Origin of the sequence: Agrobacterium sp. (assembly GCF_032092815.1) — a bacterium.
Taxonomy (GTDB): domain Bacteria; phylum Pseudomonadota; class Alphaproteobacteria; order Rhizobiales; family Rhizobiaceae; genus Agrobacterium.
In genome coordinates, this window is record NZ_DAMDBP010000073.1 from 1 (window position 1) to 11,643 (window position 11,643).

At 53.3% G+C, this 11,643-nt stretch carries 13 protein-coding genes and 1 tRNA gene; 11 read left to right on the plus strand and 3 right to left on the minus strand.

The window, feature by feature from the left end; genetic code table 11:
* Positions 1-653: 653 nt before the first annotated feature.
* From RT613_RS22865 to RT613_RS22885, 5 genes are all read left to right on the plus strand, one after another.
* Positions 654-744, plus strand: a tRNA-Ser gene (locus tag RT613_RS22865).
* A gap of 188 nt (positions 745-932) precedes the next feature.
* Positions 933-1,961 (plus strand): porin, encoded by a 1,029-nt coding sequence (locus RT613_RS22870; protein WP_313618669.1) that lies wholly within the window; start codon positions 933-935, stop codon positions 1,959-1,961.
* 304 nt (positions 1,962-2,265) lie between these two features.
* The gene (locus tag RT613_RS22875; RefSeq protein WP_409558887.1) at positions 2,266-3,177 is read left to right on the plus strand and encodes a tyrosine-type recombinase/integrase; all 912 of its coding nucleotides are present in this window, start codon (positions 2,266-2,268) and stop codon (positions 3,175-3,177) included.
* A gap of 171 nt (positions 3,178-3,348) precedes the next feature.
* Positions 3,349-3,684, plus strand: coding sequence for a hypothetical protein (locus RT613_RS22880; RefSeq protein ID WP_313618670.1), 336 nt, complete (start codon positions 3,349-3,351; stop codon positions 3,682-3,684).
* 82 nt (positions 3,685-3,766) lie between these two features.
* Entirely contained in the window at positions 3,767-3,964 is a 198-nt protein-coding gene (locus tag RT613_RS22885; protein WP_313618671.1) for a hypothetical protein, read from the plus strand.
* A 55-nt stretch (positions 3,965-4,019) separates the two neighbouring features.
* On the opposite strand, the gene RT613_RS22890 is transcribed toward RT613_RS22885, so the two are convergent.
* Together RT613_RS22890 and RT613_RS22895 are read right to left on the minus strand one after the other, a co-directional pair.
* Entirely contained in the window at positions 4,020-4,823 is an 804-nt protein-coding gene (locus RT613_RS22890) for an HpcH/HpaI aldolase/citrate lyase family protein (RefSeq protein ID WP_313618672.1), read from the minus strand.
* A gap of 10 nt (positions 4,824-4,833) precedes the next feature.
* Positions 4,834-6,051, minus strand: a complete 1,218-nt coding sequence (locus RT613_RS22895) for an FAD-dependent oxidoreductase (RefSeq protein ID WP_313618673.1) — start codon at positions 6,049-6,051, stop codon at positions 4,834-4,836.
* Between the two features lie 263 nt (positions 6,052-6,314).
* Between RT613_RS22895 and RT613_RS22900 the strand changes: the two genes are divergently transcribed.
* Complete coding sequence (locus tag RT613_RS22900; RefSeq protein WP_313618674.1) at positions 6,315-6,668, plus strand: hypothetical protein; 354 nt, start codon at positions 6,315-6,317, stop codon at positions 6,666-6,668.
* A gap of 194 nt (positions 6,669-6,862) precedes the next feature.
* A complete protein-coding gene (locus tag RT613_RS22905; RefSeq protein WP_313618675.1) occupies positions 6,863-7,975 on the plus strand; it encodes a pyridoxal phosphate-dependent aminotransferase in 1,113 nt (370 codons plus the stop codon).
* A gap of 241 nt (positions 7,976-8,216) precedes the next feature.
* On the opposite strand, the gene RT613_RS22910 is transcribed toward RT613_RS22905, so the two are convergent.
* Positions 8,217-8,483, minus strand: a complete 267-nt coding sequence (locus RT613_RS22910) for a sel1 repeat family protein (protein WP_313618676.1) — start codon at positions 8,481-8,483, stop codon at positions 8,217-8,219.
* 509 nt (positions 8,484-8,992) lie between these two features.
* Between RT613_RS22910 and RT613_RS22915 the strand changes: the two genes are divergently transcribed.
* The 4 genes from RT613_RS22915 to amn all read left to right on the plus strand — a co-directional run bounded on the left by RT613_RS22915 (position 8,993) and on the right by amn (position 11,559).
* Positions 8,993-9,325: a DUF2147 domain-containing protein gene (locus RT613_RS22915; protein ID WP_313618677.1), complete on the plus strand. Its 333-nt coding sequence runs from the start codon at positions 8,993-8,995 to the stop codon at positions 9,323-9,325.
* Positions 9,326-9,569: 244 nt separating this feature from the next.
* Positions 9,570-9,740 carry a hypothetical protein gene (locus RT613_RS22920; protein ID WP_313618678.1) on the plus strand — a complete coding sequence of 57 codons (171 nt, stop codon included), beginning with the start codon at positions 9,570-9,572 and terminating at the stop codon, positions 9,738-9,740.
* Positions 9,741-9,754: 14 nt separating this feature from the next.
* Positions 9,755-9,931, plus strand: a complete 177-nt coding sequence (locus RT613_RS22925; RefSeq protein ID WP_313618679.1) for a hypothetical protein — start codon at positions 9,755-9,757, stop codon at positions 9,929-9,931.
* Between the two features lie 122 nt (positions 9,932-10,053).
* On the plus strand, positions 10,054-11,559 hold the full coding sequence (gene amn / locus RT613_RS22930) for an AMP nucleosidase (RefSeq protein WP_313618680.1): 1,506 nt from the start codon (positions 10,054-10,056) through the stop codon (positions 11,557-11,559).
* Positions 11,560-11,643: the final 84 nt, after the last annotated feature.

Genomic DNA, 11,643 nt, shown 5'->3' on the forward strand with positions numbered 1-11,643 from the left:
GCAGCGGAGCCGATGAGAAGGCTCTTGATGTTCATATTGACCTCCAGTCAAGTTTCACAAGGGTCTGGGTTCTTAGCTGAAGGACAGCATTCCCTGCCCCATTCCCGTCGATTTAAGAAACGGACGATCCACCGCCGCGCTTCCTGATGTTGAAAATACAAAACGAACCCGCGCATGCAATCAACATCTTCACGGAAACGCACTTTCCCGTGTTGCTTCATTCCACGCTGTTGCGCAAAGGACACAAAACATGGTTCCCGCAGTGGAAAAGGTTTATGATTTATTAATAAAAACCTTTTGAATCCGTCACTTAACGAGACTACATCTCTGGACTTCGTATTCTTTCAGCACAAACTCGGGGGCTTTTATGGCCAAAAGCCTGGTGTTTTCGGCAATTAATACGCCTTGGTGATGTGGCCGTCAGCAACTGGCGCGCAACGTCTGACGACCCTCTCATTTCCAAATCGAGAGAATCGCCCTCGATTCTGTGACAGGGTGTCGGGTGATTCTTTCCAAAACCCATCCTGCAAACATGCCACCCTATATATAGCGCGTGCATGAGGCTGTTCCCTGTGAAGAAAGCGCAGTGTTTTTCATCGATAATGATAAAAGGCCTTGCAATCGAAAATGTTACGCAATAATCAGGCCGCACCGGAGAGGTGGCCGAGTGGTCGAAGGCGCTCCCCTGCTAAGGGAGTATACGTCAAAAGCGTATCGTGGGTTCGAATCCCATCCTCTCCGCCATCCCCATGATTTCCCAAATACAATATATGATCTCGCTCGCTCCATGCCTGCGACTGTTTTGGGCATTCCAACAATTATCTTTCACCACCCCATTACCCGCCCATTTCCAAAAATGAATGGATTCGCTGCCATTTCGCCCTTTTGGGCTTGTTTTTCCGGTTTTCCGTCAAACTTGACTGGAGGTCAATATGAACATCAAGAGCCTTCTCATCGGCTCCGCTGCAGCTCTCGCAGCAGTTTCTGGCGCACAGGCCGCTGACGCTATCGTCGCTGCTGAGCCAGAGCCCCTGGAATACGTTCGCGTTTGCGACGCTTTCGGCGCTGGCTACTTCTACATCCCAGGCACTGAAACCTGCCTGCGCATCGGCGGCGAAGTTCGTTTCACCGTTGGTTTCGGTGAAGACGTTGGTGGTCCTGCTCCTGGCGGTTTTTCCAGCGACTGGTACTCCGCAACTCGTGGTCGCGTATTCTTCGACACGAAGACCGACTCTGAGCTCGGCACCATCGGCACCTACATCCGTCTCGAAGGCAACTACAGCGGTGAAGAGCGCGCTCCTTCCGCTGGCGTTTCGCTCGAGCAGGCTTACATCACCGTTGGCGGCCTGAAGGCTGGTAAGGCTCTGACATGGTGGGATGACACTGGCATCGCCGGTGAACTCGACGCTTTTGCTGACGCTTCCAACTTCAACACTGTTAGCTACCTCTACGACGCTGGCGCATTCCGCCTCGGTCTCGGTGTAGACGATCTTTCCGGTCAGTATTCTACAACTGCCAATCCTGGTTCTGAAATCGGTCTCGAAGCTTTCGGTCTCGTAAGCTTCGGCGCTGGTGACTTCGCTCTGCGCGGCGTTTACGACACAGAAACTGAAGAAGGCGCTCTGTACGCAACTCTCGTTGCTAACGTTGGCCCAGGTCAGCTGAACCTTGCTGCTGGTTGGTCTTCCGGTGAGAACGTTTACGTTGACGGCTTCAACGGCGACGCATACGAGTGGACTGTTTCCGGTTCTTACGCTCTCAAGGCAACTGAAAAGCTGACGATCACTCCGTCTGTTGCATACTGGAACACCCAGTCCAACAACGACATCTGGGGCGTTGGTCTGCTTGCTGAATACCAGCTCGCAACTGGCCTCAAGGTTGGCGCGACTGTTGACTACGAAAGCCCAGACGTTGGCGACGACAACACTTCTGGTTGGGTTCGCCTGACCCGTTCGTTCTAATCTGACTGGTGTCAGTGAAGCCCGGCATTTCTGCCGGGCTTCTTCATTTTGGGCATTAGGGACTGCTCAATCCATAAGCGTGGTGAATTTTTTGTTACGAATTATTCATCGTCGCTCACAGAGGCTGATACGCTTGGGGACGAAGCTAAGTATCAGCTGAAGTATGCATTTGTTTCCCCATGAAAACCACCGAAAATTGCAGCATTTCAGAATACAAATATAAGTCGCATTTCATGAAATTTTAACCAGCCGTGATCATTGGCGGAAAGGGGGCAAAGGAGCATATTCGATGCAGCAATTATGTATGGGCGAAGATACGGGTATTTCAAAGGACTACACGTCCTATGATTTTCCATATCGGTATAATTTAACGACAGCAGCAAAGCTCGTCAGAGAAGTTTCATTAAAAGGCTTACTCGAGCGCTACGGGGACATTCTGTGGCAGCCGGGGAGTCACAAATACAACGTCAATAATTTCATTGGCGAATTGCATGAAATTTTAGAAAATCCGTTATTTACTGTGTTTTCTCAGGATATGCTGGATGGCCTGATTGGCAAGCTGCGAAACCGAGGCAACAGCAATGCCACCATCAACAGAAAGATGGCCGCACTGCGCAAGTTGCTTCGCAAGGCGCATAAAATGGGGGATATCCATAGCTTGCCGGAATTCCGGCGAGAGAAGGAAAAGGCCGGGCGTATTCGCTTTCTCGATCAGGATGAAGAGGGGCGCCTTTTTGAAGCCATCGGCAAAGAATCTGAAATCTACCAACGACTTTGTATCTTCCTGGTCGATACCGGTGCACGCCTTGGCGAAGGTCTTGGTCTGCAATGGGGCGATATCGTGGAAAGACGTGCGACCTTCTGGGTCACTAAGTCTGGGCGCAGCCGTTCCGTGCCACTGACAGCGCGTGCCTATGACGCTGTTTTCGCACAGGAAAAGCGCGGGAAAGGTCCGTTTTCAGGCATCGATCAACAGAAATTCCGCACGAGCTGGCATGCGGCACGTCACAGCGTCGGACTTGGCAGTGACGATGATGTGGTTCCGCACATACTGCGCCACACCTGTGCATCAAGGCTCGTTCAGGGCGGCATTGATATCAGGCGCGTGCAAATGTGGCTCGGTCATCAGACGCTGCAGATGACGATGCGTTATGCGCATCTGGCGTCACACGATCTGGATATGTGCCTGCCTGTCCTTGAGCGGCAGGCAAAATAAGACATATAGACCCACTTCCGGGCGTTCTCTGACATTTGGCCTGCCATTCGCCCGCTTTTGGGTGCGTGGCAGGCAAGGTGTTTGGGTTCGGTGTCCAAGAAAGACGACCCGGCATGGAACCAATTGGTAGCCAATCCGTTCCTCATTTGTAACAAGATGAGGTGATTGGTAATGGCACAAACCAAACTCAATGTCGTAGAAGACACGATTGAAAGTCAGATTGCAGAACTGCGTTCGCAAATCGATTCGCTGACAAAGTCAGTATCGGCCCGCGCCGGAAATTTTTCTGAAAGTGCGGCCGACGTTGTCGGTGACGCAAGTGGTAGAGTTCGCAAGGTAGCCCAGAATGTCCGCGAACAGGGCTATAATGTTGTTGAAGCCGTAAAGGAAAACCCAGGCACAGCAACGTCACTTTTGACGACTGTTGGCATTCTTGGATTTGCGATCGGCTATTTTATCGCCAACAGCAATTCAAGTCAGCCACCGTCCCGCTGGCGTCTGCCATAAGTTATTTACGGTAATTTCTAAAAAGGGGCGTCTTACGCCCCTTTTGCCGTTGGAATATTCACATTGAGGAGGACTGATTGAAATGTCGCAGATCGATAATGCCATGCAATTCGACCCTGACGTTGAAAATGCCCTATCGGCCTACGCAGGCTCACGGCGGATACACAGGGAAGACGCCGTCAAGCAAATCCTGCGGGACTGGTTGCTGAATGAGGGATTTCTCCATTCTGGCGAACAGGGAATTCCCCCTGAAAAGTTGAACGCCAGCAATGACGACTGAGACCCCTTGAGCAAGAGCTTAGGGCATGGCGTTGATAAAAACGCCACCCTTGAGATCAATATCCTTTGGCTGGGCTTTTGACCGCAGAAGCCCCCTGCTTGTAACGTGCCGAGAGGTTTCTGAGCGCCGTTGCAAATTCAAAGACATCAGCGCCGACCGCAACAAAGGTTGCACCGAGTTCGAGATAACGTCGGTTGAATGTTTCATTGAAAGTCAAAATGCCAGCCGCCTTGCCTGCGGCAACAATTCTGGTGATGGCATTCTCGATGACCTCCTGAACTTCAGGCGCATCCATCCGGCCGAGATAACCAAGATCTGCAGCAAGGTCTGCCGGACCAATAAACACGCCATCGATACCGTCAACGGCGAGAATATTGTCGAGATCGGCAATCGCTGCGCGGGTTTCAACTTGCACCAGCAGACACAGACCTTCAGCCGCCGTTTCAGCGTAGTCATCAATGGTGTTGAAAGCGGACGCACGCGCAACGGCTGCACCGACACCACGAATACCGCGTGGCGGATAATGGATGGCGCGGACAAGCTCCCTCGCCTGTTCGGCCGAATCAACCATCGGCACCAGCAAGGTGCGAGCGCCTGCATCCAGCATCTGCTTAATGATCCATGTTTCACCAACGGGAACCCGCACCACAGGCTCTGCCGGTGAACTGGACAGCGCTCTCAGCTGCTCAATAATGCTGCGCAGATCATTTGGCCCGTGCTCGCCATCGATGACCAGCCAGTCGAAACCGGATGTGCCGGCGATCTCGGCAGCAATGGCCTCCCCCATGTCCAGCCACAAGCCAATCTGCGGTTTTCCGGATGAAATGGCTGTCTTGAAACGATTTTCAGAAACGGACATGCACTTTCCTTTAAACAAGAAGCTGCTTCAGATCGGCAGAAATATCGGAGAGAATGGCGCGGTCAGCATTGATGCCGCTTTCGAGCAATTTTTTACCGGTAACATAGGCCTTGGCATCATTGATCGCGTCGACTGCGATGAACTGCCCTTCACGGAAATACCAGATGGAGAGACTGCCTTCCCGGGCACCGGGACGAACAAAAGTCTCGTCATAACCGAGATTGAAACCGGCAATTTGCAGCTTCACATCATACTGATCAGACCAGAACCAGGGCTTGGGATTATAGGCCGTTTCTCCCCCCGTCAGGATGGCAGCGGCGGCCTCGGCCTGATCAACGGCGTTCTGTACCGACTCCAGCCTGATCTGCTGACCCTTCCATGGCAATACGGCGCAATCGCCCAACGCGTGAATGGCATTGTCAGATGTGCGGGTGAAGGCATCAACAACAATGCCGTTTGCAACATCCAACCCGGCCTCGCGTGCCAGACGGTCATTGGGCGTTACGCCAATACCAACGATGACAAAATCCACATCAATGACTGAACCGTCGGAAAGCTCCGCGGTTTTGACGTGGCCGTCTTCACCCGACAAACAAACCAGCCCGGTCTTTTCGCGGATAACGACACCATGTGACGCATGGATTTGGCGGAAAGTATCTGCAGTTTCACGCGCTGCGACGCGCTGGAGAATCCGGTCGGCCATTTCGATCAGCGTCACCTCAAGACCAAGATGGCGTGCGACAGCTGCCGCCTCCAGTCCGATATAACCACCACCGACAATCAGCAGATGACGGCCGGGGCGCATTTCCGCCATCAGGCGATCGGCATCACGTTTGTCGCGGACCGTAAAAATGCCCTGCAGATCGCCACCGATACCCGGCGGCAAGGTGCGTGGTTCGGCACCGGTTGCCAAAGCGAGGGTCTCGTAACCAACGGTACTGCCATCCTGCAAACGAACGGTCTTGGCGGAACGGTCGATTTCTTCAACCCAGGCCGATGTCCTGAGCTCGACAGCATTGTCAACGTACCATTGCTCGGGCCGAAACAGCAGCCGGTCGAATGTCATTTCACCGAGAAGATATTTTTTGGAGAGCGGCGGGCGTTGATAGGGGAACACCTCTTCCGAGCCTAAAATCGTGATCGGCCGATCATCCTTTAATGCTCTCAGCTTTGCAGCGAGTGCAAAGGCTGCCTGCCCTGCACCCACGATGACCAGTCTGCCACTCACAACACCAACTCCCCCACATCACGATTTTTCTTATCAAGAAGAACCGAATGCATATTCACATGACAAAGGCGTAACGCTGCGTACGGTCTGCGTCAACACCTGCCGATACAACCACACAGAACAACTGCGCAAAAGCAATTCTGCGTGTCGTTGTGTGGCAAAATCATGCACATTGTTTTGTATTTTAGAAATTTGATTAAGCTTGGGGCAATGCTTGAGGCGTAGATTCATATATAAATAATGGGCAATCACGGGAGGTTGTCATGCCATTGAACGTAACCATTGATCCACGGCAGTCGGTTCCTCAGGACGAGATGTACGAGAAGTTCACGATCGACCGCCCCGGCAAGATCGTGGTACTCGGCCGCCACCTCAGCACAAAAGACAGCGTGCGTTGCCTTGTCAGAACCATTTCGCTTTATGGCGCAGAACTGGAAGTCAGCCCACAGGTTGAAATTCCCAGCAATTTCTTTCTCGAGATCCTCGGCATCCGCGATGAAATTGGCTGTACCCTGATCCGCCGGGAAGAGGAAAAGGCCGTTATCGGGTTCAACATGCTGATCGATCCGGAATTCCTGCACCACGTGCAGAGGTTGAGCTTCGACGCCAGCCTGTAACGGCACAGGGCAAATACTCGTTCAAGGCGGACGTCATGCGAATGACTTTCCGCCTTTTTATTTGGGGAGCCTGACCGAGCCCGCAGACTTGAACAGTCCGTGAGCAAGACTGTTTCGGCAAAAACGTGGCTTGCACAGGCTGGTTTTCAACCTATTGTGTCGTCGATTTCAAATCGATACCGGAATGATATGCAATGTCCGCATTTTCGCGCTTTACTCCTCTTGCCGCCTCCCTGCCTTCCACCGTTCCCTTTATTGGCCCTGAAGCCATAGAGCGTCAGCGCCAACTGGCGGTCAAAGCCCGCATCGGCGCCAATGAAAGCAGTTTTGGCCCGGCACCGTCCGTTCTGGAGGCAATGCACGCAGCGGCAAGTGAAACCTGGATGTACGCCGATCCGGAAAATTATGAGCTGAAAGAAGCACTTGCCATCCATCACGGTGTTTCGCGCGACAATATTGCGGTTGGCAGCGGCGTTGACGGCATGTTGGGCGAAATTGCCCGACTGATCATTGAGCCCGGCACACCTGTGGTCACCTCATTTGGCGGATATCCGACCTTCAATTATCACGTCAACGGCTTTGGTGGGCGCCTCGTTACAACGCCTTACATCAACGACCGGGAAGATCTTGACGGGTTGCTGGCAGCGGTGGAACGTGAAAATGCACCGCTGGTCTATTTCGCCAATCCGGACAATCCGATGGGAAGCTGGTGGAACGCTGGCGATGTCGTGACTTTTGCAAAATCCCTGCCGGAAACCTGTCTGCTTATTCTCGATGAAGCCTATTGCGAAACGGCACCACAGGGCGCGACACCTGATGTCAAGGCGCTGATCGGCCTGCCCAATATTCTGAGAATGCGCACATTTTCAAAAGCCTATGGCCTGGCCGGTGCGCGCGTCGGTTATGCGATCGGCACACTTGGCAATGTTCAGGCCTTCGACAAGATCCGCAACCATTTCGGAATGGCACGGGTGTCTGTTGCGGCGGCGCTGGCGGCCCTCAAGGACCAGGACTATTTGCGCGAGGTGGTGCAGAAGATTGATGAGGCGCGTATTCGCATTTCGGCAATTGCCCGCACGAACGGTCTCAACCCGCTTGCCTCCGCCACCAATTTTGTCACCATCGATTGTGGCCGTGATGGCGTATATGCCAAGGCCATCGTCGACGGCCTGATGGAACATGGCGTCTTCATCCGCATGCCGGGCGTTGCACCGCTCAACCGTTGCATACGCGTCAGCGCTGGCATTCAATCGTCACTTGATCTTTTTGAAGAAGCCCTGCCGAAGGTGCTCAAGAAACTGGGCTGACAGGTCCTGGCTGAAATGCTGGTCTGAAAAGAAAAAACCGCGCTGGCCTTGTTCCTGCCAGTCGCGGTTTGATGTGTCAGCGCAAGTTTCGGTTTTCTGCAACTTTGTCGCAAATGGATTTGCCCTTCAGCATTTGCGTTCGTTGTCAGTCCGCCCCAAATTCCCCGCCGCGTTCCTCTTGCGAGTTATGTTCGTTCTACCCTCCCTTGGGTAACCCGTTTGGCCCTTGGGCCTTGTCGAACTAGTGAATCGTCATCCATTCGCGGGCAGCACGCAGTGCTGCGGCCAGATCGGCCTTGCTCATGTTGCGGGCCAGGTCGGCACGCAGGCTTGCCGCGCGCTCGGATCCCTTGATTGCTGCAATGTTCAGCCACTTGTGGGCGGCAACCACGTCAACGTCGCATCCGCGGCCGGTGGCGTAGATCAAACCCAGATTGCAGAACACATCGGCGCGGGCTTCACCGCCGATTGCTGCCGTTTCAATATCGCGAATTTCAAAGCGTGCCATCGTTTTTCTATCCCTGTTAAAGCCTGTTTTGGTTCAGTCGTATTGCTGCCCCTTATCCGGGCTTCCGAAAGGATCGCGCCGTCTTCTGCGGCTTTGCGTATCCTCCCGGTTTGGCGGGTTATTCCCTGCTCGTTTGATGGGCTTACTATGCCAAAGCCGCTTCAACGGACGCTTAAAATGCATGATTAATTTGAGGCAAACAAAGTCCAAACACTTGGTAAATTTGAGTTTTTGTTAAATATGGCTTTGCCTGAGAATTAAGGGGTTTCGAGAAAATTTTACGAAAATTTTACCCGCCGATTTCAACCCTTTGCTAACTGTAAAAACAGCGGCGATTTTTCCAACCGTGAAAATTCCTCGTTTTGTCGAGGTGGAAAAGCTGCAAATCGGGCTGCAACAATCTTTCCTTTTACGTGAACGTAAACTATAAATTGCCCAACTCGCGTGGAGGAGCACGCAGTTGATGACGAGGCGTGCGTCGCACGACGTCAAACACTGGAGGAGGTATTATGAAATATATCGCGCTTGTTGCGGCATTGCTGATCTCTGGTCAGGCCTATGCTGCCGAAAACATTGAAGGCAACTGGAAAACCCAAAGTGGGGAAACAGCCACCATCGCCTCCTGCGGCAGCGCGTTTTGCGTGACATTGAAAACCGGCAAACACGCTGGCAAGCAGATTGGCCGAATGAGCGGCACCGGCAATCAGTATTCCGGTGAAATTACCGATCCGGCCAATGACAAGACCTATAGTGGTTCGGGCAGCGTTTCCGGCAATTCCCTGAAAATGAAAGGATGCGTTCTCAAGGTCCTGTGCAAGTCACAGACATGGACACGACTTTAGAACTTTCCTGCATGAATAACGGGGATAGAGCCAGGGAGCCCGCCAGCTTCCCTGGCTCAGATGTTTTAAGGCCTGGCTATTCTAAGGTCCTGTCTATTGGGCGCGCGCAGCAATGGTTAAGTGCCACCTTGCGGTTTCTCAGCCCTGTTAATGCTTCTGAATGCCAGATGAACCTCACTCTCAGCAATGGTTCAGACCGAATGTGGCAAAACCATAGCATCACATTCGCAATGGGGAGCGGACAATGGCAATTCTGATACGGCGTTTAACGATCATCACCCTGCTTATGGTCATTTTTGCGATGTCGTTTGCGGCACTTGCCATCAACCCGCACCGCAATTTCCAGCGCATGCAACTTGGCACCATGACGCCTTGCACCCAATCCATTCAATCCAACTGCACAACGGTTCTGTGAGAAGGAAAACAGTGATGAGCAAAACCTTCTCCAGCACGCTTTTCAGCAGCATGCGCCTGGCACTGATCGCCACCATGTTCTTAGGCCCCATTGCCGGACTTGCCGCCATGAAAGAGAATGAACGCACCGCCATGAACAAGGGCGCCGGTTTTGTTCTGTTGATGAGCCTGCAGCGCGGCGCTCTGGGTTAAAACATCAGGGCTTGGCAGACCATGGAAACCACCAAACTTACTGATAAAAAATAACTGCCGAGTTGCACTTCATAGCTGCGTGCTGTCGCTTGCGTGTCTCAATAGCGTATCTATAATGCCTCATGAGCACACGAATCCCTTCTATACCACCCCTTACATTCATAAGCCCTGAGCCCTATGCGCCGCAGGTCTTTACAGATCATAAAGCGGCGGTCGAAGCACTGACCGCGCTTTACGAACGCAACACCAAGTTCCTGATTGATGCGTTCACAAACCTTGCTGCCGGAGCGCCGATAACCGGCCGCTACCGTGCCTGCTACCCGCAGGTCAGCATGGAAACCACCAGCTTTGGTCATGCCGATTCCCGCCTGTCCTATGGGCATGTGACGTCGCCAGGCATTTACACCACCACCATCACACGGCCGTATCTTTTCCGGCATTATCTGAAAGAGCAGCTTGAGCTGTTGATGCGAAACCACAATGTTCCGATCACCGTGTCGGAATCGGCAACGCCTATCCCGTTGCATTTCGCCTTTGGCGAGGGTGCCCATGTGGAAGCGTCGGCCACATCGTCTCTTTCGGATGTGCCGTTGCGCGATCTGTTCGACACACCCGATCTCAACAACACCGATGACCTGATCGCCAATGGGGAATATGATCAGGTATCGGGTGAACCTGCACCGCTGGCACCCTTCACCGCACAGCGTGTCGATTATTCGCTGGCGCGTCTCAGCCACTATACGGCGACCAGCGCCAATCACTTCCAGAACTTCGTTCTGTTTACCAACTACCAGTTCTACATCGACGAATTTGCCAATTGGGCACGCGACCTGATGGCCAAGGGTGGTGAAGGTTATACGGAGTTTGTAGAGCCAGGAAATATCGTGACCCGCGCTGGTTCTGACCGCCCGGACACCGACATGACCTTGGCGCGGCTGCCGCAGATGCCTGCCTACCACCTGAAAAAGAAGGGCCATGCCGGTATCACTTTGGTCAATATTGGCGTTGGTCCATCCAATGCCAAAACAATCACCGACCATATTGCCGTGCTGCGCCCGCATGCATGGCTGATGGTTGGCCACTGCGCCGGTCTGCGCAACAGCCAGCGCCTGGGCGATTACGTGCTAGCTCATGCCTATGTGCGCGAAGACCATGTTCTCGACGATGACATCCCGGTCTGGGTGCCGATCCCGGCGCTTGCCGAAGTACAGGTTGCGCTTGAGGCAGCCGTTGCCGAAGTGACCGGTTACGAAGGTTTCGAGCTGAAGCGTATCATGCGGACCGGCACCGTTGCGACGATTGACAACCGCAACTGGGAACTGCGCGATCAGGCAGGCCCGGTCAAACGGCTTTCGCAGTCCCGCGCCATCGCGCTGGATATGGAATCGGCAACCATTGCGGCCAATGGTTTCCGTTTCCGTGTGCCGTATGGCACGCTGCTGTGTGTTTCCGACAAACCGCTGCATGGCGAATTGAAACTGCCTGGTATGGCAACGGCATTCTACAAGACGCAGGTTGCCCAGCATCTGCAGATCGGCATTCGTGCCGTGCAGAAACTGGCCGCCATGCCACCGGAAAAACTGCATTCGCGCAAGCTGCGCAGTTTCTACGAAACGGCCTTCCAGTAATTCCGAAAAACAAAACCCCGCTTCAATGAATGAACTGACCCCCGAAAGTTGGACACCCAACCTCGGGGGTTTTGCATGTCTAAA

Coding starts and splice junctions, on each gene's coding strand:
- RT613_RS22870 (WP_313618669.1), top strand. CDS start 933: ATGAACATCAAGAGCCTTCTCATCGGCTCCGCTGCAGCTCTCGCAGCA.
- RT613_RS22875 (WP_409558887.1), top strand. CDS start 2,266: ATGGGCGAAGATACGGGTATTTCAAAGGACTACACGTCCTATGATTTT.
- RT613_RS22880 (WP_313618670.1), top strand. CDS start 3,349: ATGGCACAAACCAAACTCAATGTCGTAGAAGACACGATTGAAAGTCAG.
- RT613_RS22885 (WP_313618671.1), top strand. CDS start 3,767: ATGTCGCAGATCGATAATGCCATGCAATTCGACCCTGACGTTGAAAAT.
- RT613_RS22890 (WP_313618672.1), bottom strand. CDS start 4,823: ATGTCCGTTTCTGAAAATCGTTTCAAGACAGCCATTTCATCCGGAAAA.
- RT613_RS22900 (WP_313618674.1), top strand. CDS start 6,315: ATGCCATTGAACGTAACCATTGATCCACGGCAGTCGGTTCCTCAGGAC.
- RT613_RS22905 (WP_313618675.1), top strand. CDS start 6,863: ATGTCCGCATTTTCGCGCTTTACTCCTCTTGCCGCCTCCCTGCCTTCC.
- RT613_RS22910 (WP_313618676.1), bottom strand. CDS start 8,483: ATGGCACGCTTTGAAATTCGCGATATTGAAACGGCAGCAATCGGCGGT.
- RT613_RS22915 (WP_313618677.1), top strand. CDS start 8,993: ATGAAATATATCGCGCTTGTTGCGGCATTGCTGATCTCTGGTCAGGCC.
- RT613_RS22920 (WP_313618678.1), top strand. CDS start 9,570: ATGGCAATTCTGATACGGCGTTTAACGATCATCACCCTGCTTATGGTC.
- RT613_RS22925 (WP_313618679.1), top strand. CDS start 9,755: ATGAGCAAAACCTTCTCCAGCACGCTTTTCAGCAGCATGCGCCTGGCA.
- amn (WP_313618680.1), top strand. CDS start 10,054: ATGAGCACACGAATCCCTTCTATACCACCCCTTACATTCATAAGCCCT.